This is a genomic window from Phyllobacterium bourgognense, assembly GCF_003337575.1.
Classification (GTDB): Bacteria; Pseudomonadota; Alphaproteobacteria; order Rhizobiales; family Rhizobiaceae; genus Phyllobacterium; species Phyllobacterium bourgognense.
This window is the reverse complement of sequence record NZ_QPJM01000004.1, coordinates 82,479-104,677: the sequence shown is the minus strand read 5'-3', so window position 1 is coordinate 104,677 and position 22,199 is coordinate 82,479. Positions and strand designations below refer to the sequence as shown.

Sequence of the window (22,199 nt, the reverse complement as noted above, 5' to 3'; positions counted from 1 at the left end):
TGCACCGATTCTTGAGCACGGATCGCGGCGGGATTTCGTCGTGATCAGGCGGAAATTATGACCCTTTCCAGCCGGATTGTGGCGGTCTTATTGGTCTTTGCTCGACGCTTTCTCGGCTGCAGGCTCAATGGAATATTTCATCACGAGCGGCATCTGCGCAAAGGTGAAGAGCAGCGTAATCGGCATGGTGCCCCAAACCTTGAACGCCACCCAGAAATCGGTCGAGAAGCTGCGCCACACAACTTCATTCAGGACCGCGAGGAAAATGAAGAAGATCCCCCAGCGCATCGTCAGCTTGCGCCATCCCTCGGCATTCAGCTTGAAGGCACTGTCAAAGACATAGCCGAGCAGGGATTTACCGAAGTAAAGTCCGCCCAGCAGGATGACCCCGAACAATGCATTGACGATGGTCGGCTTCATCTTGATGAAAGTTTCATTGTGGAGCCATAGCGTCAGTGCCCCGAAGATCAGCACGACGATACCGGAGATCAACGGCATGATCGGCAGGCTGCGAACCAGAATCCATGAGGCCGCAAGTGCAATCGCCGTTGCCGCCATGAACAGGGCGGTGGCGATGAAAATCGGCTCGCCAATATTGGAGAGGGCGGGAAAGCGTTCGATCAACCATTCGCCGCGCGCATTGGCGAAAAAGAACACCATCAGCGGGCCGAGTTCCAGAACCAGCTTGAGCAGCGGATTGATTTCCTTGCGCGCCAGGTCAGTTCTGGCTGCCGGATCAGATGGATCGCGTTCGAATATGGGCTGTTCCATCATGCAACTCCTGCGATGGCTTTGGCAAAATCGCTTGCGGCGAAGGGTTCGAGGTCTTCGACCTGCTCGCCCACACCAATGAAGTAGACCGGCAATTTGTGTTTTGCCGAGATGGCGACAAGGATGCCGCCACGTGCTGTGCCGTCAAGCTTGGTCATCACGAGACCATTGACGCCAGCAATATTCTTGAAAATCTCGACCTGATTGAGCGCGTTCTGCCCCGTCGTCGCATCGAGCGTCTGCAACACCGTATGCGGTGCTTCCGGGTCGTTCTTGCCGAGCACGCGAACGATCTTCGCGAGTTCGTCCATCAGTTCGGCGCGGTTCTGCAGACGGCCGGCTGTGTCGATGATCAGTACGTCGCTTCCGGCCTCCTTCGCCTGTTTCCACGCATCGAAGGCAAGCCCCGCCGCATCGGCGCCGAGCTTGGAGGAGACGACGGGTGCGCCAGTGCGTTTGCCCCATATGTGCAACTGTTCGATGGCCGCCGCCCGGAACGTGTCACCCGCGGCGAGCATGACGTTAAGGCCACCTGCCGTAAGCTTGGCGGCAAGCTTGCCTATCGTGGTGGTCTTGCCGGTGCCATTGACCCCAACAACAAGGATGACGTGTGGTTTGTGCGAAAGGTCGAGTTCCAGCGGCTTGGCCACCGGGCCCAGCACCTTCTCGATTTCCGCTGCCATGATGGTGCGGACTTCCTCTGTGCTGATATCCTTGCCATAGCGTGTTGCGCTCAGGGCCCCAGTGATGCGGATGGCGGTCTCCATGCCGAGATCTGCCTGAATCAGCACGTCTTCCAGATCCTGCAGTGTATCTTCGTCGAGCTTGCGTCGCGTGAAGATGCTGCCGATGGAATCGCCGAGTTGCTGGGAGGAACGGAACAGCCCCTTGCGCAGGCGCTCGAACCAGGAAAGACGTACCGCCGGTTCTGCCACTATCGGTACTTCGACCTGCTTTTCCTCCACCGTTTTGCTAACCGTCACTTTTGAAGGCTTGGGCGCAATTATAGGTTCGGGTGCTTCTTCAACCTCTGGGGCGGGAGCTTCGGGGGCAGGGATCGCCACCGGCTCGATCGCCGCCTCGCCCATCGGCGACTCCATCTCATCCGTGGCCTCGATGAACTCATCGACCGGCGGCGATATGATTTCGGTCTGTTCGACGACGACAGGTTCGATGTCTTGAAGTAACTCAGGCTCTACCGCCGTCTCTTCGAAGGCATCCTGTTCCTCGACAACCGGTTCTGCCTCAGCAGGAATAGTTTCGGCCGGAACATTCAAGGCTTCCTGTGCCGTCGTATCCTCATAAAGCTGCTCAGGGGTCGATAGCTGGTCAAGCTCGGCCAGGGGCTTGTCAGCCGGAACCTCTTCGACCTCCTTTTTGCCGAAGGAGAATATCTTCTTGATGAAACCCAGAGCCATGAAAACTGCTTTGCTGATTAAGATTATGCCGCGCGCCGGCTACTATCATTAGCCAATAGCTTGTCGCTGTCATGGCCATTGATCGTGCGCTCGATGATATGGCCCGGCACTCCGTCATCGACACCAACGAGAGTGAAACCCTCTGTCCGGCCAAGGCCTTCGCGCTCGATGAGAATTTTTTGCGTCGTGCCAACGAGACTTTGCAAGTGATGGTGATAGGCAGTATCGCCGGCAGCTCGCAGCCTTGCCGCGCGTGCCTTGCCGATCTGACGGTTAAGCTGCGGCATTCGCGCAGCAGGCGTTCCTTCACGCGGGCTGAACGGAAAAACATGCAGATGCGTCAGCCCGCACTCCTCGACGATCCGGATAGAATTTTCGAACATCTCGTCCGTCTCGGTCGGAAAACCAGCGATAATATCCGCACCAAAAACGATATCCGGGCGAATCTTCCGGACATTTTCGCAGAACGCGATTGAGTCTTCGCGCAGATGGCGGCGCTTCATGCGCTTCAGAATCAGGTTGTCGCCGGACTGCAACGATAGATGCAGATGCGGCATCATACGTTTTTCGGTGGCCAGCGCTTCCATCAAATCCTCGTCGGCCTCGATTGAGTCGATGGAGGAAAGGCGCAGCCGCTTCAAGTCCGGTACCTCCTTGAGTACGGTCTTCACCAGTTTGCCCAGCCGCAAGTTTCCCGGAAGATCCGGTCCATAGCTGGTCATGTCGACGCCGGTCAGCACCACTTCGTTATAACCGTTGCCGACGAGCCGCTTCACCTGTTCGACGACCCCGCCCATCGGCACCGAGCGGGAGTTACCCCGGCCATAGGGGATAATGCAAAATGTGCAGCGGTGATCGCAGCCATTCTGCACCTGAACGAAAGCACGCGCGCGACCCTCGATGGCGTCGACCATATGCGAGGCGGTCTCGCGCACCTCCATGATGTCGTTGACGCGCACTTTTTCAAACTGGTTGACGCCGAAATCCGGCAGCATGCGATAGGAGTTGGATTTCAGCTTCTCCTCGTTGCCGAGAACGAGATCCACCTCACCCATGGCGGCAAATTCATCAGCGCCCGTTTGAGCGGCGCAACCGGTAACGATGATGCGCGCTTGCGGATTATTCCGGCGCGCCTTGCGGATGGCTTGCCGGGCCTGGCGCACAGCTTCGCTGGTAACGGCGCAGGTATTGAAGATGATCGCGCCATCCTCAAGCGCGCCCAGACCCGCCGCGTCGGCCTCGCGCTTCATCACCTCCGACTCGTATGTATTGAGCCGGCATCCGAAAGTGACGACATCGACAGCCATCACGCCGCTCCCTGCGAAGATTTGGCTTCGTCGCGATGCCACGCTCCCGTCGCGGGGTTCAGCGATCCTGAAAATTCCCATTCGGCCGGGCCCGTCATGATCACGTGATCGTTTTCAAGCCATTCGATCAATAGCGGTCCGCCCGGCACAGTGACCGTTACTACCCTTTCGGTACGGCCGGTGCGCGCGGCGGAAACACCAGCGGCGCAGGCAGCAGAACCGCAGGCCTTGGTCAAACCGGCACCGCGTTCCCATGTACGCAGGGTAATGGCGTTGCGGCTGGTCACCTGCGCGATCGAGATATTAGCGCGTTCCGGGAAGATCGGATGGTTTTCAAGTAGCGGTCCAAACCGCTCGAGATCGTAGGTCCACACATCCTGGTCAACCCAGAAGATCGCATGCGGATTGCCCATATTGGCGACCGATGGCGAATGCAAGACCGGCGCATCGATCGGCCCAATTTGCAATTCGATCCTGCGCGTATCGTGAAACGGTTCCGCGAGGGGAATGTCCTGCCAATCGAAGCGCGGTGTCCCCATGTCGACGGAGATTTGCCCGTCAGGATGCTCCTGCGCAGTCAGAATTCCGGCGATCGTCTCGAAAGTGAATTCACGCTTGCCGGTTTCGGAACTCAGCGCCTGCACCACGCAGCGCATGCCATTGCCACAGGCCTGTGCCTGGCTGCCGTCGGAATTGATAATCTCGATATAGGCTTCCGTGCCGCCAGTTCTGGCTGAGTGAATGGCCATGATCTGGTCGAACTTGGTCGCCGGATCCCGGTCGAGCGCGATAGCCGCGTCAGCCGTAATCCGGTCCGCACGCCCGCGCATATCGGCAACGATGATTTCGTTACCAAGCCCGTTCATCTTCGCAAATTGCGCGTATGCCGCCATGCCTTCGCTAGCCTATAATTGCCATCATCTGTCGATAGAGGGCTTATATGGCGGAAAAGGGAAAGAAATGCCAGTGCCAGCGCACACCAATGCCTGCGTGGCAGCGATACTGGCTTGCTGCAATGCATAAGACTTTATTCACCTTGAAATGATTGAATTGGTTAATACCGCTGGTCCAGGTTGATCGCGGGCAGCTTTGCAAGGTGTGGCGATATTGTCAGTTCCACCAAATTTTGATGGTCCTGATGGCCGGTTCAGTCAGAAAAACAGCGCTTTTTCTGGGGTGCGGGTTGAAATTTCGCCAGTATCGCCATTGTATTGATGGTTAACGAGCGCCGAATGGAATCGCATTCTGAGTTCAAATGCGCAGATGGAGAACTGAAGTTATGGGGACTTTGAAAGTCAATTTGCTGGCCGTCGCCGTCGTTGGCATGGCGCTGGCGGGATGCCAGAGTTCACGGATGGATCCCGTCTCTACCGCGCCTGCACCATTGCAGCCGGCACCCTCAGGCTCGGTGAGCCAGAGCCAACTGCCACCGCCGGGCGGCTCCAATCAGTTTCCGACGGCCCCGACAACGGGTAACGCAACTCCAGCGCCGCAGGGCAATACGCAGGTCGCTGCGCTGCCGCCTGAAAATGCTCCTGACCTTACTGCCAGCAGCGTTGCCGGCGTCTGGAATGCTTCGATGGGCGGGCAGAGCTGCAAGATCGCGACGCCGCAAACCAAGTTCGGCCAAGGCTACCGAGCCGGTCCTCTGCGCTGCCCGGGCGAACTTGCCAATCTGTCTTCTTGGGCTGTGAGTGGCAAACAGCTCACGCTTTATGATGCAGCTGGCGGTACAGTGGCAAAACTTTATTCTTCCGGCCAATCGAAGTTCGACGGTCAGACGTCGGGCGGGCAGAACGTCAGTCTGTCACGTTAGTTATCTTACGACCTAAAATTGGAGTGCGCCACAGGCGCATCCGGAGACTGCATTTCGCATGTCGCACGATAATCTGAAAGTATTTCCCTCCGTGCGTGAGCGCTACGATGCGCTTGTGCATGCAGGAGATTTGGACGACGATCCATCGCAACAGCGTCTTGCCAGTCGATTTGATCGTTTGATCCACGACGTGGCGACGAAGCGGCTTGCAACAAAATCCAGTGCGCTGGGCTGGCTCTTCAGCCGAAAGGCGCCTCGGCACGAAATCGTCAAGGGTCTGTACATCCACGGCGAAGTCGGTCGCGGCAAGACCATGTTGATGGACATGTTCCATCAACTGGTACCGGTCAAACGCAAACGTCGGGCGCACTTCATCGACTTCATGGCGGATGTGCATGAACGCATCAACGCGCACCGCCAGGCTCTCAAGAAAGGCGAGACGAAACAGGAAGATCCTATTCCGCCGGTTGCCGATGCGTTGGCGGAGCAGGCATGGGTTCTGTGTTTCGACGAATTCACGGTGACCGATATTGCCGATGCGATGATCTTGTCGCGCCTGTTTCGCGCGCTGTTCGAGCGCGGCGTGGTCCTCGTCGCTACGTCGAATGTCGCGCCGGACAATCTTTATCGCGATGGTCTCAACCGCCAGCTCTTCCTGCCGTTTGTCGATCTTCTGAAAACCCACGTCGACGTCATCAACCTCGATGCCCGCACGGATTATCGCCTGGAGAAGCTGAACCGCATGCCGGTCTTTCTTTCGCCGCTGAACGATGAGACGAACCGGCTGATGGATGACGCTTGGCACGCCGCGACCGCTGGCGCGACCATCACCCAAGATAGTGTCAAGGTCAAAGGCCGTACGGTCATCATTCCGCAGGCCGCACGGCACGTCGCGCGCTTTACCTTTGCCGATCTTTGCTCGAAGCCGCTCGGGGCAGCCGATTATACCGCAATCATAAAGCGCTATCAGACGATCTTTATCGATGCCGTGCCAGTGCTCGACCTACCGAGACGCAATGAAGCCAAGCGGTTCATCATCCTGATCGATCTCCTCTATGATCACCACGTGCACGTGGTGGTCTCGGCGGCGGCCTCGCCAGACCAGCTTTATGTGGCAAAGTCAGGCAACGAGGCCTTTGAATTTGATCGTACGGCGTCACGGTTGTTTGAGATGCAGAGCGAAGATTATCTGGCGGCAGCAGGCAAGGGCGACGCGGTCGGGGAAACACGATCCGCACAGATTTGACCCCATCAATTGAGCGTGATGCGGCTCGCCATTCTTTCATCATTTTGATATGTGCCCTGTGTTAAAAATAACAGGCTTTGGCCGTGAAAGAGCGAATTAAATTGACGTTTACGTAAATCCCATTAATTCTAACCGATTGAATCTATTGGGGTGAAAATTTTGTGTTGAGTTATTTTTGAAAGAGGAATATTCGAACGTCCCAGCGCAAAGACATGTGGTAAAAGGTTTGCCCGTGGGCTGCCCTAATATTGCGATGTGTCCTTTGGCGTCCGTCACGACTTCAGATCAAGGAAGTAATCAGCATGGCACGTAATAAAATCGCCCTCATCGGTTCAGGCATGATCGGTGGAACGCTTGCACATTTGATCGGGCTCAAGGAGCTCGGTGACATCGTGCTTTTCGACATCGCAGAAGGCATACCGCAGGGCAAGGGGCTGGACATCGCCCAGTCGTCGCCAGTTGACGATTTTGACGCCAGTCTCGTCGGCGCCAATGATTATTCGGCAATCGAAGGCGCGGATGTGGTGATCGTCACCGCCGGAGTGCCGCGCAAGCCAGGCATGAGCCGCGATGATCTTCTCGGCATCAACCTCAAGGTCATGGAGCAGGTCGGCGCGGGCATCAAGAAGTACGCCCCAGGCGCTTTCGTGATCTGCATCACCAATCCGCTCGACGCTATGGTCTGGGCATTGCAGAAGTTCTCCGGCCTGCCAAAGAACATGGTTGTCGGCATGGCGGGTATCCTTGATAGCGCACGCTTCCGTTATTTCCTTGCTGATGAGTTCAAAGTCTCCGTTGAGGATGTCACCGCTTTCGTTCTGGGCGGTCACGGCGATAGCATGGTGCCGCTTGCACGCTATTCGACCGTTGCGGGTATCCCGCTTCCGGATCTGGTCAAGATGGGTTGGACCAGCCAGGAAAAACTCGATCAGATCATCCAGCGTACCCGCGATGGCGGTGCCGAAATCGTCGGCCTGCTGAAGACGGGTTCTGCTTTCTACGCGCCGGCATCGTCAGCTATTCAGATGGCCGAAGCTTTCCTAAAGGACAAGAAGCGCGTTCTTCCCGTCGCAGCGCATCTTTCCGGCCAGTATGGCGTCAAGGACATGTATGTCGGCGTCCCGGTCATCATCGGCGCCGGTGGTGTCGAGCGCGTCATCGAAATCGATCTCAACAAGACGGAACAGAAACAATTCGAGGCTTCGGTCGCTTCTGTTGCGGGTCTGTGCGAGGCTTGCATCAACATTGCTCCGAACCTGAAATAACTCGGGCCTGAAACAATTCTGAAACGATCCGCACCTATGTGTGCGGATTATTCGTAGAGGAAATATCATATGAATATTCACGAATATCAGGCCAAGCGTCTGTTGCACTCGTTCGGTGCCCCCATCGCCAATGGCGTCGCCGTCTACTCCGTCGAACAGGCGGAAGAGTGGGCGAAAACGCTGCCCGGTCCGCTTTATGTGGTAAAGAGCCAGATCCATGCTGGCGGGCGTGGCAAGGGCAAGTTCAAGGAACTCGGACCGGATGCGAAGGGCGGCGTACGCCTTTCCAGATCGGTCGAGGAGGTTGTTGCCAACGCGAAGGAAATGCTGGGCAACACGCTGGTCACCAAGCAGACCGGTCCTGCCGGCAAACAGGTGAACCGCCTTTACATCGAGGACGGCGCCGACATCGAGCGCGAGCTCTATCTGTCGATCCTGATCGATCGCGCCACCGGCCGCCCGGCTTTCGTTGTTTCCACTGAGGGTGGGATGGATATCGAAGGCGTCGCGCACGACACGCCGGAAAAGATCATCACCGTTTCGATTGATCCGGAAAAAGGCGTGACTGCAGACGATACCGCCAAGATCAACGACGCATATGGCCTCGCGGGTGAAGCCCGGTCCGATGGCGAGACGCTTTTCCCGATCCTCTACAAGGCCTTCACCGAGAAGGACATGAGCTTGCTCGAGGTCAATCCGCTGATCGTCATGAAAGACGGCCGCTTGCGTGTTCTTGATGCCAAGGTCTCGTTCGATGGCAACGCGCTGTTCCGCCATCCTGACGTCGTTGAACTCCGTGACACGACGGAAGAGGACGCCAAGGAAATCGAAGCTTCGAAATACGACCTCGCCTATGTGGCACTCGACGGCAATATCGGCTGCATGGTCAATGGTGCCGGCCTCGCTATGGCAACGATGGACATCATCAAGCTATATGGTGCTGAGCCAGCGAACTTCCTCGATGTTGGCGGTGGCGCCAGCAAGGAGAAGGTCACGGCTGCGTTCAAGATCATCACGGCCGACCCTGCGGTCAAAGGCATCCTGATCAACATCTTCGGCGGTATCATGAAGTGCGATATCATTGCCGAAGGGGTGATCGCTGCGGTCAAGGAAGTCGGTCTCAAGGTCCCGCTCGTCGTTCGCCTCGAAGGTACCAATGCCGAACTCGGCAAGAAAATCATCAATGAAAGCGGCCTGAATGTCGTCTCTGCGGACGATCTCGATGATGCGGCGCAGAAAATCGTCGCAGCTGTGAAGGGAAACTAAGGCATGTCTATTCTGGTCAACAAAGACACCAAGGTTCTCGTTCAGGGCCTCACCGGCAAGACCGGAACATTCCACACCGAGCAGGCTTTGGCCTATTACGGTACCCAGATGGTCGGCGGCATCCATCCGAAAAAGGGCGGCGAGACCTGGGAAGGCAATCTGCCGACCGGTTCGAGCGCGCAGCTGCCGATTTTCGCTACGGTTGCGGAAGGTAAGGATCGTACAGGCGCCAATGCGTCGGTCATCTACGTTCCGCCTGCAGGCGCAGCAGAAGCAATTCTGGAAGCCATCGAGGCAGAGATTCCTCTGATCATCTGCATCACCGAAGGTATTCCTGTCATGGACATGGTTCGGGTCAAGGCGCGCCTCGACCGTTCCACCTCGCGTCTGATCGGCCCGAACTGCCCTGGCGTCCTGACACCGGAAGAATGCAAGATCGGCATTATGCCGGGTAACATCTTCAAGAAGGGCTCCGTGGGTGTTGTATCGCGCTCCGGAACACTTACCTATGAAGCAGTGTTTCAGACGACGAACGAGGGCCTCGGCCAGACGACTGCAGTCGGTATCGGCGGCGATCCTGTAAAGGGCACCGAGTTCATCGACGTCCTGGAAATGTTCCTTGCCGACGAAGCGACCAAATCGATCATCATGATCGGTGAAATCGGTGGCTCGGCTGAAGAAGATGCAGCGCAGTTCATTGCCGACGAAGCAAAGCGTGGCCGCAAGAAGCCGATGGCTGGTTTCATCGCCGGGCGTACGGCACCTCCCGGACGTACGATGGGTCATGCCGGTGCTGTCATCTCCGGCGGCAAGGGCGGCGCGGAAGACAAGATCGCAGCGATGGAAGCCGCGGGTATCCGCGTTTCGCCTTCGCCGGCGCAGCTCGGCAAGACATTGGTCGAAGTTCTCAAAGGCTGAGACTTTAACATAGCGAGAACGGATCGGGACGGTAGGCGCCCCGGTCAATCACCAGAAAAGGAGACGGAGCAGGGCTCCGGTCACGAACATGGCACGTCAAGAACAGGCCAACGATCTTTTCGCTCTCACCTCATTTCTCTATGGCGGCAATGCCAATTATATCGAGGAATTGCACGCACGTTACGAGCAGGATCCGGCATCAGTGGACGCCGAATGGCAGGAATTCTTCGCCAACCTCAACGACAGCAAGGCTGACGTCATCGCCAATGCCAAGGGTGCTTCGTGGGAGAAGCCGAACTGGCCGATTACCAGCAATGGCGAGCTCGTTTCAGCGCTCGACGGCAATTGGGGCGAAGTTGAAAAGCACATCACCGACAAGTTGAAGGCCAAGAGTGCCAACGGCGCAGCAGCTACCAATGGCGCTGCCGTTGCCGTTCAGGTGCCAGCGTCAGATTCGGATATCATCCATGCTGCCCGCGATTCCGTACGCGCGATTATGATGATCCGCGCCTATCGCATGCGCGGTCACCTGCATGCCAAACTTGACCCGCTCGGCCTTGCCGAAGTCAAGGAAGATTATAATGAGCTGTCGCCCGAGAGCTATGGTTTCTCGCCGGCTGACTACGACCGCAAGATCTTCATCGACAATGTGCTGGGTCTCGAATATGCGACGATACCGCAGATGCTCGACATCCTCCAGCGCACCTATTGTTCGACCATCGGCGTCGAGTTCATGCATATCTCCGATCCGGTGGAAAAAGCCTGGATCCAGGAGCGCATCGAAGGCCCGGACAAGGGCGTTGCTTTCACGGCGGAAGGCAAGAAGGCCATCCTGTCGAAGCTGATCGAGGCGGAAGGCTTCGAGCAGTTCATCGACGTCAAGTACAAGGGCACCAAGCGTTTCGGTCTTGATGGTGCCGAGTCGCTCATTCCGGCCCTGGAGCAGATCGTCAAGCGCGGCGGATCCATGGGCCTGAAGGAAATCGTTCTCGGCATGGCGCACCGCGGCCGTCTAAACGTTCTCAGCCAGTTCATGCGCAAGCCGCATCGCGCGATTTTCCATGAGTTCAAGGGCGGCTCCTATACGCCGGATGACGTTGAAGGCTCCGGTGACGTGAAGTACCACCTTGGCGCTTCGTCGGATCGCGAGTTCGACGGCAACAAGGTCCACCTGTCGCTGACCGCCAATCCTTCGCATCTTGAGATCGTCAATCCGGTTGTCATGGGCAAGGCGCGTGCCAAGCAGGATCTCATTGCTGGGAATGCCCGCGATGAGATTGTCCCGCTGTCTGAACGCGCCAAGATCATGCCGCTGCTTCTGCATGGCGATGCGGCGTTCGCCGGTCAAGGCGTTGTCGCCGAATGTCTCGGCCTGTCAGGTCTGCGCGGTCACCGCGTCGCCGGCACCGTGCATTTCATCATCAACAACCAGATCGGTTTCACCACCAATCCGCGCTTCTCACGTTCCTCGCCCTATCCCTCTGATGTGGCGAAAATGATTGAAGCGCCGATTTTCCACGTCAATGGCGACGATCCGGAAGCCGTTGTCTATGTGGCGAAGATTGCCACCGAATATCGCATGACGTTCCATAAGCCAGTCGTCATCGACATGTTCTGCTATCGCCGGTTCGGCCACAATGAAGGTGATGAGCCTGCATTCACGCAGCCGATCATGTACAAGACGATCCGCAGTCAGAAGACAACGGTCCAGGTCTATTCGCAGAAGCTGATCGACGAAGGGCTCATTACCGACGCTGACCTCGAAAAAATGCGCGCAGCATGGCGTGAAAGTCTCGAACAGGAATTCGAAGCGGGCCAGCATTACAAGCCAAACAAGGCCGACTGGCTCGACGGTGCGTGGAGCGGCCTACGTACGGCCGACAATGCCGACGAACAGCGGCGCGGCAAGACCGGCCTGCCGGTGAAGACCTTGAAGGAAATCGGCAGGAAACTCGCCGAAGTTCCGCCTGGGCTCAATGTGCACAGGACCATCCAGCGCTTCCAGGATAACCGCGCCAAGATGATCGAGACTGGCGAGGGCTTCGATTGGGCGACTGCCGAAGCTTTGGCGTTCGGTTCGCTGGTCACGGAAGGCCATCCGGTGCGCCTGTCCGGCCAGGATGTCGAGCGCGGCACTTTCAGCCAGCGTCATTCGGTGCTTTATGATCAGGACACCGAGAAGCGCTATATCCCGCTCAACAATCTGCAGAAGGGCCAGGCGATCTACGAAGTCATCAATTCGATGCTTTCGGAAGAGGCCGTGCTTGGTTTCGAGTATGGTTATTCGCTGTCCGATCCGCGGGCGCTGACCCTGTGGGAAGCGCAGTTCGGCGATTTCGCCAACGGCGCGCAGGTCATCTTCGACCAGTTCATATCTTCGGGTGAGCGCAAGTGGCTGCGCATGTCGGGTCTCGTCTGCCTTCTGCCACATGGCTATGAAGGTCAAGGGCCGGAACATTCCTCGGCCCGGCTCGAGCGTTATCTGCAGCTTTGTGCAGAAGACAATATGCAGGTCGCTAACTGTACGACGCCGGCTAATTACTTCCATATCCTGCGCCGTCAGATGAAACGCGATTTCCGCAAGCCGCTTATCCTGATGACGCCGAAATCCTTGCTGCGTCACAAGCGTGCCGTTTCCTCGATTGGTGATTTCACGGGCGATTCATCATTCCACCGCTTGCTGTGGGACGATGCGCAACTTCTCAAAGATCAGCCTATAAAGCTGCAGAAGGATTCGAAGATCCGCCGCGTGGTGTTGTGCTCCGGCAAGGTCTACTACGACCTTTACGAGGAGCGCGAAAAGCGCGGCATCGACGATGTCTATCTCCTGCGTGTCGAGCAGCTTTATCCATTCCCGGCAAAGGCCCTGATCACTGAACTTTCCCGCTTCCGCAACGCGGAAATGGTCTGGTGTCAGGAAGAGCCCAAGAACATGGGCGCATGGGCCTTTATCGATCCCTATCTGGAATGGGTCCTCGCGCATATCGATGCCAAGCATCAGCGCGTCCGTTACACCGGACGTCCTGCGGCAGCTTCGACGGCAACGGGCCTGATGTCCAAACACCTTGCACAGCTTGAAGCATTCCTTGAAGATGCTTTGGGTTCTTAATTAGACAGATCACGATCAACGGAAGAACGAGAACATGGCCACCGAAATCCGCGTCCCAACGCTGGGCGAATCCGTTTCCGAAGCGACAATTGGCAAATGGTTCAAAAATGTCGGCGATGCGATTGCCGTTGATGAGCCTTTGGTCGAACTCGAAACCGACAAGGTGACGATCGAGGTGCCGGCATCTTCTGCCGGCTCGCTCGCTGAAATCACTGCGAAGGAGGGCGATACGGTCGAGGTCGGTGCCCTGCTCGGTATGATCGGTTCCGGCGATGGCGCAACAGCTGCTCCCGCCAAGAAGGCGGAGGCAAAGCCGGAAGCTACTGCGCAGGCCTCGGGCAGTGCTGCTGCTGCTTCGACCAAGGAAGCAGAAGCAAAGACCGCCGAAGTCGCCGGTGAGCCGGCTATCACGATCCGCAAACCAAGCGAGATGCCGGCTTCCCCTGCTGCATCCAAGATCCTTGCCGAGAAAGGTGTTTCCCTCTCTCAGGTCGAAGGGTCCGGCAAGCGCGGACAGGTGCTAAAGGGGGACGTGCTCGATGCCGTTGCCAAAGGCATCACCGCCCAGCCCACCGCAGGCGAAGCACCCAAGCCTGTTGCGGCTCGTCCCGCATCGTCTGCTGACGACGCATCGCGCGAAGAGCGGGTGAAGATGACCCGTTTGCGTCAGACCATTGCGCGCCGGTTGAAGGACGCACAGAACACGGCCGCCATGCTGACCACCTACAATGAGGTGGATATGTCGGCTGTCATGGATCTGCGCAATCGCTACAAGGAAATCTTCGAGAAGAAACATGGCGTCAAGCTCGGCTTCATGGGCTTCTTCACCAAGGCCGTAACGCATGCGCTGAAGGAAGTACCATCGGTCAACGCGGAAATCGACGGCAACGATATCATTTACAAGAACTTCGCTCACGTTGGCGTTGCTGTCGGCACGGATCGGGGCCTTGTCGTTCCGGTCGTGCGCAATGCCGACCAGATGTCGATCGCCGAGATCGAAAAGGAAATCGGCCGCCTCGGCAAGGCTGCACGCGATGGCGCGCTGTCGATGGCTGATATGCAGGGCGGTACGTTCACCATTTCCAATGGCGGCGTCTACGGTTCGCTGATGTCCTCCCCCATCCTCAATGCGCCCCAGTCGGGTATTCTCGGCATGCACAAGATCCAGGATCGCCCGGTGGTTGTTGGCGGGCAGATCGTCATTCGCCCGATGATGTATCTGGCGCTGAGCTACGATCATCGCATCGTCGATGGCAAGGAAGCAGTGACCTTCCTCGTTCGCGTCAAGGAAAGCCTCGAGGATCCGGAGCGTCTTGTTCTCGATCTTTAACAAATGCGACAGTGCTGGGTTTGCTCCCGCAAGGGAGAACAGCTGGCCCGTCGTGTCAAATCCGAGAGTTAGAGTATTGATGGATTCGCGTGTTTATTCCCGTTCTGCACGTATTCTAGCTGCTCTCTTGGGGTCGGCTCTATTTACTGCTCCTGCTTTCGCCGCCTGTACGCAGGATCGGGCGATCTACACTGACAGGGATGATGCTTATACACTGAAGTTCAAGCATGTTCCCGAAGATCAGCCTGTCATGACTTCGAATGAATTCTCCATAGAGAGGAACGACAGCGATCTGAAACTCGATGGCGTGGTCATGTGGAATGAGGGCATTGCAAGACCCAATGGCATCATCATGTACAAGTGCCCCACTGGCGATGTTACCGGTGACGAACTGCGGGCATGCACCGTTTGGCGCGGCGTCATCTATGCGTTGAAGGAGGGAGCCGACGCCGACCTGCTGCCCCTAGCCAAGGAACCGGCTGCGCAGGCGTTGCTCCTGCCGGATTTGTCCAGTTCCATCAGCAAGTTCAATTTCAAAACTGAAAAACCCATCGAGACTTTTCCCTGGGAAGTCTTCCGCTTCAAAGAATGCGTGCCCGAACAGTAATTTGTTGGCAACGTCGCAAGAGAAGGAATCAATCATGCCATATGATGTCGTCGTCATCGGAACAGGTCCGGGTGGCTACGTCTGCGCGATCAAGGCCGCGCAGCTTGGTCTCAAGACCGCGGTGATCGAGAAGCGCGCTACTTTCGGCGGAACCTGCCTCAATATCGGCTGCATCCCGTCAAAAGCACTGTTGCACGCCTCCGAAGTGTTCCATGAGGCGGGTCATTCCCATGCCACTTTGGGCGTCGATGTCGGCACGCCAAAGCTCAATCTTCCTGCCATGCTGGCCCATAAGGATGCAACGGTCGAGGCCAACGTCAATGGCGTTGCGTTCTTGTTCAAGAAGAACAAGATCGACACGTTCATAGGCACAGGCAAGATTTTGGCAGCCGGCAAGGTTTCCGTGACCGCCGAAGACGGCACGGTTCAGGAGATCGAAGCGAAAAACATCGTCATCGCCACCGGTTCGGATGTGGCCGGCATTCCCGGCGTCAATGTCGAATTCGACGAGAAAGTCATCATATCGTCGACTGGCGCGCTGGAGCTTGAAAAAGTACCGGAGCGTCTCATTGTGGTTGGTGGCGGCGTCATTGGCCTCGAGCTCGGTTCGGTCTGGTCGCGTCTCGGATCGAAGGTCACAGTCGTCGAATACCTGGACAAGATCCTCGGACCAATGGACGGCGAAGTCTCGCGCCAGTTCCAGCGCATGCTGGAAAAGCAGGGCATCGACTTCAAGATGAGCGCCAAGGTGACCGGCGTCGAAAAATCCGGGAAAGGCGCCAAGATCACGTTCGAGCCGGTCAAGGGTGGCGAAGCCCAAACCATCGAGGCCGACGTGGTGCTCATTTCAACCGGCCGCAAACCCTATACGGACGGTGTGGGCCTGAAGGAGGCCGGCGTTGCAGTCGATGATCGCGGACGTGTCGCCATCAATGACCATTGGCAGACGAATATCCCGGGAATCTATGCCATTGGCGATGTCGTCGAGGGTGCGATGCTGGCACACAAGGCGGAGGATGAAGGCATTGCCGTTGCCGAAATCCTCGCCGGACAGGCGGGCCACGTCAATTACGATGCAATCCCCAGCGTGGTCTATACGCAGCCCGAAGTGGCGTCTGTCGGCAAGACGGAAGAGGAGCTGAAGGCGGCCGGCATCGAATACAAAGCTGGCAAATTTCCGTTCACGGCCAATGGCCGTGCGCGTGCCATGCTGCACACGGACGGTTTTGTGAAAATCCTGGCTGACAAGGGTAGCGACCGGGTGCTGGGTGTCCATATTCTGGGTTATGGTGCTGGTGAAATGATTCACGAAGCAACAGTGCTGATGGAGTTTGGCGGTTCTTCAGAGGATTTGGCGCGCACGACACACGCTCATCCGACCATGTCGGAAGCCGTGCGCGAAGCCGCTCTGGCGACTTTCTTCAAGCCGATCCACATGTAAGTTTTCTTGCTAATATATCAAAAAGGCCCGGAGATCCGGGCCTTTTCTGTATCCTCGCTAATTACTGAGCGGGTGCAGGAGCTGGAGCCGGCGTAGCTGGTGCCGGAGCAGGTTCTGCAGGAGCCGGAGCAGTCGGTGCAGGTGCAGTCGCAGCAGGCGGTGTTGGAGCCGTCGGGCTCATCCCGGTATCGCTACGATTGAGGAAGAAGTAGCCGCCGATCACTAACGCAGCTATGATAATCCCGGCGATCAGGAAACCGCTGCCACCACCGCTTTTAACAATGGTTGATCTCGGATTGTTCGGATCGCTTTCCATCGGCCGCTGCTGCAGGTTTGGATCGTATGTCATTTCGTGTCCTCCATGACTTTTAGTACATTCCGAAGAGCACAACGATTATTGGTCAGGAAAGTTCCGGAAATAACCGTTGCCGTCCTGACGATGCTTTTTGACGTTTTGCCCGATATAGGACGGTTCATCACATCAATACTTGGTAAGACTATCAGTCGGCGGTGACTGTGTAGCCTTTGCTTCTCAGCAGTGAAACAAGACCTTGCTCGCCGGGCAGGTGCAGTGCGCCGACTGCTATGAAAGCATTGCCCTTGGCTACGATTGGCACGGCACGCTCTGCCATGGTCCGGTTGCGCGCATTGACCATCTTCTCCTCGAACTCGGCATAGTTCGCGCCACTCGTGGTGTCGGGAGATACCGAGCGCATCAAGGGAAAGATCATGCCGATATCGCCTTGGGTATAAAGTACAGTCATCGTTTCGAAGACATCCGGCAGTTTCGACCGGAGCGTCAGCGTCTCGATCAATCCGTCGATGTGAAACTGCGTTGGCAGCGACGCCATGGCGCCGAGTTGATCCTTGATTGTCTCAAGACCGGCAATCTGCTTGCCTTGTACCTTGGCGTCTTCCGCCAGCTTGATATCGAGAAAAGCTGCACCTTCCTTCGTGCGGGCGAATTCGCATGCCGGCATGGCGAGCATGCTGGTCAGCATCCAGGGCTGCATGCGATTGACGGCGGCAAGCGAGATACCCCGCTCTGACAGCGCAGTCCTGACCGTCTCAAGCGCGTCCTGGGGAATGATCTTGTCCAGCGTATTGCCGTCCATGAACATCATCAGTTCCGGCGTTTCGGCCATGACCTTCATTGGGGCCTTCGGGTCGAGGACCTCATCTGTTTCTATGACGACGGTTCCGGCACCCCGATAGGCGGCCTCAGCGGCATCGGAAAGCTTGAGCACGCGCGGATCGGTCAGATGCATCGTGCCGTAGAGATAGGATGGTCGTGTTCCGGCCTTCTCGATCTTCCACAGCAGACCCTTGCCGTTTACGGTATCCGCGGCCTCCCTGCGCAAGGCATCGAGCTTTGCCGGATCGGTCCTTGCCATTTCCGCGATCAGATCATGGCCGCCGCAGACGACCTCTTCGGCTCTGGCGCGTGTCACACTGAAGGCTACCACGAAAAGCGAAGCCAATAGCAGCCAGCTCAGTACCAGGCAAAGCCGCAGCAGGCTATCTGCTATATGATCAAGCGAAGTGGGATTATCGGTGTCGTTCATGCCTGGTATCTATCCGTAAGCCTGCGGAGAAAGCGTTAATCTCCGCCGGTAAATTGTCCGTATTCAGGCGCGGGGATGCGCTTTGGCGTAAATTTCCATCAATCGCTCCGTATCGACGCCGGTATAGACCTGCGTCGTCGACAGGCTGGCGTGACCGAGCAACTCCTGGATCGTGCGCAGATCGCCGCCCCGTCCCAGCAAATGCGTGGCAAAGGAATGACGCAAGGCGTGCGGTGTCGCCGTGTCTGGCAGGCCGAGCGCGCCGCGCATCTTCTGCATATCGCGCTGGATGATGGCCGAATGCAGTTCGCCGCCACGGGCGCCGCGAAACAGCGGCTTGCCCTCTTCGAGGTGGTAGGGGCAGAGCGCGCGATACTCGGCAACAGCCCGGTGCACGATGGGTAGCAATGGCACCATTCGGGTCTTGCCGCCCTTGCCGGTAATCAGAATCGAGCGCGCATCCGGATCGGTCAATGCGCCGCCATCGAGGCCGAGCGCCTCGGAAATGCGCAATCCGCAGCCGTAAAGCAAGGTCAGAACCGCAGCATTGCGCGCGGCGATCCACGGCAATTCGTTCAATTGTTCGCCCTTCTCGACGACACGCCGTGCATCCACCATGGTCAGCGGCTTGGGCAGGGATTTCGGCTGGCGCGGCGCCCGCATAGCGATCGAAGCAGCAGCGTTGGCCATGCCCTGCTTTTCGAGGAAGCGCAGAAATGAACGTATCCCGGCAAGCCCGCGGCCGAGTGTGCGCGCGCCGGCACCGTCATTGCGCCGTCGCGCAAGAAATGAACGCAAATCGGCGATCCGCAGTGTCGCTACGTCCTTGAGTGCCGGAGGCTCGCCGAGATGTCCTGTAAGAAACTGAAAAAACTGGCGCGTGTCGCGTTCATAGGCTTCCAATGTGTTCGCTGCCAGCCGCCGAGTATTCTTCAGCGATTTCAACCAGTTTTCGCGCGCGTCGATCAGATCCGGTCGAGCGGAAACAAGGAACTGTTCGGTTTGTGGCTGGACGCCCATGGCATCGCTCCTCGGCTAATATGCCGGGACGATGCCACACGACTTCTTACAGAGTCGTTTCGTTCTTGGATTTGCCTCGGCTTTGCTCTAATTCGGGCTGAATGAACAAGATGGAAGAAGCCCAATGGCGAAGTTGAACGATCCGGTGCAGTTGGCGGTGATCGGTGCGGCGCATGGCACACGCGGAGAGCTCAGGGTGAAAACCTTCACCGGCGATCCGATGGCGCTGGCGGATTACGGTCCGCTTTATGACGTGACCGGCAGGCCTTTCGAGGTGCTTGATATCCGTCCGGCGAAAACGGTCGTCGTCGTGCGCTTTCGCGGAGTGAACGATCGCAACATGGCCGAGGCCCTCAATGGCACGACTTTGTTCATAGATCGCTCGCAGCTGCCGCAGGATCTCGACGAGGACGAATACTACCATTCGGACCTGATCGGGCTCGAGGCGATCGACGCCGAAGGCAACAAGCATGGCAAGGTATCGGCGATGTTCGATTTCGGCGGCGGCGATTTGCTCGAGCTGACCATACCGGGAAAGCGCTCGATGCTGATCCCTTTCACGCTGCTCGCGGTGCCCCATGTGGATATCAAGGCCGGTCATATCATTATCGATCCCGCGGCCGCCGGGCTCATTCCCGACGAGAACGAAGATGAGGAACGCCGCCGGCAACTCGGCGGCGAGGATGGCGGGAAGAAGCAGCCATGACCGGGGCAGAAGGCGGTTTTCGCGCCACTGTGCTGACGCTTTATCCGGAAATGTTTCCGGGACCGCTTGGGGTTTCGCTTGCCGGAAAAGCCTTGCAGGATGGCGCATGGTCGCTGGAAACGGTGCAGATCCGCGATTTCACCACCGACAAGCACCGCATGGTCGATGACACGCCCGCAGGCGGCGGCGCGGGCATGGTCATGAAAGCGGATGTTCTCGCCCGTGCGATCGATCATGTATCAGGTGGGCACGTGGCGGATGGGCGTCCGAAACTTTACATGAGCCCGCGCGGCAAACCCTTGACCCAGGCCCGTGTACGAGAACTGGCCGCGGGGCCAGGCGCGATCATGCTCTGCGGACGTTTCGAAGGCGTGGACGAACGGCTGATCGAGGCCCGGGATTTCGAAGAAATCTCAATCGGAGATTACATACTTTCCGGCGGCGAGACTGCTGCAATCGTCATTCTCGATGCGATCGTCAGGCTTCTGCCGGGCGTGATGGGCAACGTCATGTCCGGCGAAACCGAGAGTTTCGAGACCGGCCTTCTTGAACATCCGCACTATACCAAGCCGCAGGAATGGGAAGGGCGGCGCATTCCCGATGTACTCCTCTCCGGCAATCACGGCGCTATCGATAAGTGGCGGCGTTCGGAGGCCGAACGGTTGACGAAGGAGCGTCGGCCGGATCTTTGGCAGGCGCATCGAGCTTTATTAAAGAAATAAGCGGACAAAAAGAATCGTCTGTGTACGTGACAAACCGGGTTTTATGGTGTATCAGCCCGCCAACTCGGGAAATACCCAAGTCCATTAACAATGGCCATTAATCAATGAATGGTGAATTCGCTCCTGCTTCGTCGGAGGCATAGAAATACGGCCAGGCTGCTGTGTTTCAAGTGTCGAGCGCTCTGACTGTTTGAAAAACAAAGGATGAAGACGATGACCGTCGATATTATTCGTCAGCTCGATCTCGAACAGAGAGCAAAAATCGAAGCCAAGCGCGTACTCCCGGATTTCCGCCCAGGCGACACTGTTCGTGTAAATGTCCGCGTGACGGAAGGTACCCGTACCCGCGTTCAGGCCTATGAAGGCGTTTGCATCGCCCGTAACGGCGCTGGCATCAACGAGAACTTCACGGTTCGCAAGATCTCCTATGGCGAAGGCGTCGAGCGCGTATTCCCGGTTATTTCTCCGCTGGTTGAAGGCGTCGATATCGTTCGTCGCGGTAAGGTACGTCGTGCCAAGCTTTACTATCTGCGTGGCCTCACCGGTAAGGCGGCCCGTATCGTCGAGAAGAAAGACAACCGCAAGAACAAGACAACCGTTCCTGCAACCGGTGCAGCCGAGACAGTCTCGGAAGCAACTGTTGCCAAGGCACCTGCCGCTGAATAAGCGCGGTCCTATCATTTTGAAAAAGGCGGTCTTCGGGCCGCCTTTTTTGTTTGACGCGCAAAATTCATCTGCCTGCGCGGGCGCAGAAGGAACAGAGATGCTTGCGGGGATTGACGCGCCAATGACAAGGTGAAATCTGTTTCCGACGCAAACACGTGACAGGGGTTTGAGATGAACTTGCGATCCGTTCTTTTGGCAGGGCTGATACTCGCCCTGACGCCGCTTTCTGCCTTGGCCGCGGAGCTGCCCGATCTTGGCGGCAGGAAAGTCGCGGTCGTCACGGAAAATGCCTATCCGCCCCTGCAATTCGTCGACCCGAAGACCGGCAAGGCTGTCGGCTGGGAATATGACGCGATGAACGAGATCGCCAAACGGCTCAACTTCAAAGTCGAATATCTCAATACCAGCTGGGATGCGATGATTCAGGCTGTTTCCGACAATCAGTACCAGATTGGCATGACCGGCATCACCATCAATGACGAGCGCAAGCAGAAGGTGGATTTCTCAGAACCCTATATGCGTTCGGAGCAGTTCATGCTGGTGCGCAGCGACGAGAGCCGCTTCACCGATCAGAAAAGCTTCGCCGATGCCAAGGATACGCTCGTCGGTGCGCAGCCCGGTACCAGCAATTTCTACGTCGCCGTATACAATGTGCTGGACGGCAACGAGCAGAACCCGCGCATCAAACTGTTCGAGACGTTCGGCGCGACCATCCAGGCGCTGAAGACCGGCGATGTCGATCTTGTGCTAACCGACAGCACGGCCGGCAAGGGCTATGTCGATGCCTCGGGCGGTACGTTGAAGCTGATCGGCGGGCCGCTCGGCGCCGAGGATTTCGGTTTCATCTTTCCGAAGGGGTCGGACCTCGTCGCACCGGTCAATGCAGCCATTGCTGCGCTGAAAGCTGATGGCACATTCGATGCGCTCAACAAGAGATGGTTCCTCGACTACAAGCTCGGGCAGTAATCCCGACAGTGCCCGATAACGCGAAGAGCAGGGGACCTTCGGAGGAGAATGATTTCCCGT

General features: G+C 57.3%; 20 protein-coding genes. 13 read left to right on the top strand and 7 right to left on the bottom strand.

Annotation, left to right across the window (positions count from 1 at the left end; all coding sequences use genetic code 11):
• Window positions 1-87: 87 nt before the first annotated feature.
• The 4 genes from C7476_RS09255 to dapF are packed head-to-tail and all read right to left on the bottom strand — an operon-like array spanning window position 88 to window position 4,389.
• Complete coding sequence (locus C7476_RS09255; protein WP_114429891.1) at window positions 88-771, bottom strand: septation protein A; 684 nt, start codon at window positions 769-771, stop codon at window positions 88-90.
• A complete protein-coding gene (gene ftsY / locus C7476_RS09250) occupies window positions 771-2,189 on the bottom strand; it encodes a signal recognition particle-docking protein FtsY (protein ID WP_114429652.1) in 1,419 nt (472 codons plus the stop codon). Before ftsY ends, C7476_RS09255 begins: the two co-directional genes overlap by 1 nt.
• A 23-nt stretch (window positions 2,190-2,212) precedes the next feature.
• Entirely contained in the window at window positions 2,213-3,496 is a 1,284-nt protein-coding gene (gene mtaB / locus C7476_RS09245) for a tRNA (N(6)-L-threonylcarbamoyladenosine(37)-C(2))-methylthiotransferase MtaB (protein ID WP_114429651.1), read from the bottom strand.
• Window positions 3,496-4,389 (bottom strand): diaminopimelate epimerase, encoded by an 894-nt coding sequence (gene dapF / locus C7476_RS09240; protein WP_114429650.1) that lies wholly within the window; start codon window positions 4,387-4,389, stop codon window positions 3,496-3,498. Before dapF ends, mtaB begins: the two co-directional genes overlap by 1 nt.
• Before the next feature lie 386 nt (window positions 4,390-4,775).
• On the opposite strand from dapF, the gene C7476_RS09235 reads away from it, so the two are divergent.
• The 9 genes from C7476_RS09235 (at window position 4,776) to lpdA (ending at window position 16,494) form a co-directional block, all read left to right on the top strand.
• Complete coding sequence (locus tag C7476_RS09235) at window positions 4,776-5,312, top strand: protease inhibitor Inh/omp19 family protein (protein WP_114429649.1); 537 nt, start codon at window positions 4,776-4,778, stop codon at window positions 5,310-5,312.
• A gap of 58 nt (window positions 5,313-5,370) precedes the next feature.
• Window positions 5,371-6,558 carry a cell division protein ZapE gene (zapE, locus tag C7476_RS09230; protein WP_114429648.1) on the top strand — a complete coding sequence of 396 codons (1,188 nt, stop codon included), beginning with the start codon at window positions 5,371-5,373 and terminating at the stop codon, window positions 6,556-6,558.
• Between the two features lie 302 nt (window positions 6,559-6,860).
• Entirely contained in the window at window positions 6,861-7,823 is a 963-nt protein-coding gene (mdh, locus tag C7476_RS09225) for a malate dehydrogenase (RefSeq protein ID WP_112525031.1), read from the top strand.
• A gap of 69 nt (window positions 7,824-7,892) precedes the next feature.
• Window positions 7,893-9,089: an ADP-forming succinate--CoA ligase subunit beta gene (gene sucC / locus C7476_RS09220; RefSeq protein ID WP_114429647.1), complete on the top strand. Its 1,197-nt coding sequence runs from the start codon at window positions 7,893-7,895 to the stop codon at window positions 9,087-9,089.
• A 3-nt stretch (window positions 9,090-9,092) separates the two neighbouring features.
• Window positions 9,093-10,007, top strand: a complete 915-nt coding sequence (gene sucD / locus C7476_RS09215) for a succinate--CoA ligase subunit alpha (protein WP_114429646.1) — start codon at window positions 9,093-9,095, stop codon at window positions 10,005-10,007.
• 88 nt (window positions 10,008-10,095) lie between these two features.
• Window positions 10,096-13,116, top strand: coding sequence for a 2-oxoglutarate dehydrogenase E1 component (locus tag C7476_RS09210; RefSeq protein ID WP_114429645.1), 3,021 nt, complete (start codon window positions 10,096-10,098; stop codon window positions 13,114-13,116).
• Window positions 13,117-13,150: 34 nt separating this feature from the next.
• Window positions 13,151-14,446 carry a 2-oxoglutarate dehydrogenase complex dihydrolipoyllysine-residue succinyltransferase gene (gene odhB / locus C7476_RS09205; protein ID WP_114429644.1) on the top strand — a complete coding sequence of 432 codons (1,296 nt, stop codon included), beginning with the start codon at window positions 13,151-13,153 and terminating at the stop codon, window positions 14,444-14,446.
• Window positions 14,447-14,525: 79 nt separating this feature from the next.
• The gene (locus tag C7476_RS09200) at window positions 14,526-15,053 is read left to right on the top strand and encodes a hypothetical protein (RefSeq protein ID WP_114429643.1); all 528 of its coding nucleotides are present in this window, start codon (window positions 14,526-14,528) and stop codon (window positions 15,051-15,053) included.
• Between the two features lie 4 nt (window positions 15,054-15,057).
• The gene (gene lpdA, locus C7476_RS09195; RefSeq protein WP_342633333.1) at window positions 15,058-16,494 is read left to right on the top strand and encodes a dihydrolipoyl dehydrogenase; all 1,437 of its coding nucleotides are present in this window, start codon (window positions 15,058-15,060) and stop codon (window positions 16,492-16,494) included.
• 61 nt (window positions 16,495-16,555) lie between these two features.
• On the opposite strand, the gene C7476_RS09190 is transcribed toward lpdA, so the two are convergent.
• The 3 genes from C7476_RS09190 to C7476_RS09180 form a co-directional block, all read right to left on the bottom strand.
• On the bottom strand, window positions 16,556-16,843 hold the full coding sequence (locus C7476_RS09190) for a hypothetical protein (RefSeq protein WP_114429642.1): 288 nt from the start codon (window positions 16,841-16,843) through the stop codon (window positions 16,556-16,558).
• 151 nt (window positions 16,844-16,994) lie between these two features.
• A complete protein-coding gene (locus tag C7476_RS09185) occupies window positions 16,995-18,059 on the bottom strand; it encodes a TraB/GumN family protein (RefSeq protein WP_114429641.1) in 1,065 nt (354 codons plus the stop codon).
• 63 nt (window positions 18,060-18,122) lie between these two features.
• Window positions 18,123-19,079 carry a tyrosine recombinase XerC gene (locus C7476_RS09180; protein ID WP_114429640.1) on the bottom strand — a complete coding sequence of 319 codons (957 nt, stop codon included), beginning with the start codon at window positions 19,077-19,079 and terminating at the stop codon, window positions 18,123-18,125.
• 124 nt (window positions 19,080-19,203) lie between these two features.
• Between C7476_RS09180 and rimM the strand changes: the two genes are divergently transcribed.
• The 4 genes from rimM to C7476_RS09160 all read left to right on the top strand — a co-directional run bounded on the left by rimM (window position 19,204) and on the right by C7476_RS09160 (window position 22,139).
• Window positions 19,204-19,785 (top strand): ribosome maturation factor RimM, encoded by a 582-nt coding sequence (gene rimM / locus C7476_RS09175; RefSeq protein WP_114429639.1) that lies wholly within the window; start codon window positions 19,204-19,206, stop codon window positions 19,783-19,785.
• Window positions 19,782-20,507, top strand: coding sequence for a tRNA (guanosine(37)-N1)-methyltransferase TrmD (gene trmD / locus C7476_RS09170; RefSeq protein WP_114429638.1), 726 nt, complete (start codon window positions 19,782-19,784; stop codon window positions 20,505-20,507). The genes rimM and trmD overlap by 4 nt, the downstream gene beginning before the upstream one ends.
• Before the next feature lie 213 nt (window positions 20,508-20,720).
• Window positions 20,721-21,173, top strand: coding sequence for a 50S ribosomal protein L19 (gene rplS / locus C7476_RS09165; RefSeq protein ID WP_112525226.1), 453 nt, complete (start codon window positions 20,721-20,723; stop codon window positions 21,171-21,173).
• Between the two features lie 171 nt (window positions 21,174-21,344).
• Entirely contained in the window at window positions 21,345-22,139 is a 795-nt protein-coding gene (locus C7476_RS09160) for a basic amino acid ABC transporter substrate-binding protein (protein WP_114429637.1), read from the top strand.
• Window positions 22,140-22,199 lie beyond the last annotated feature (60 nt).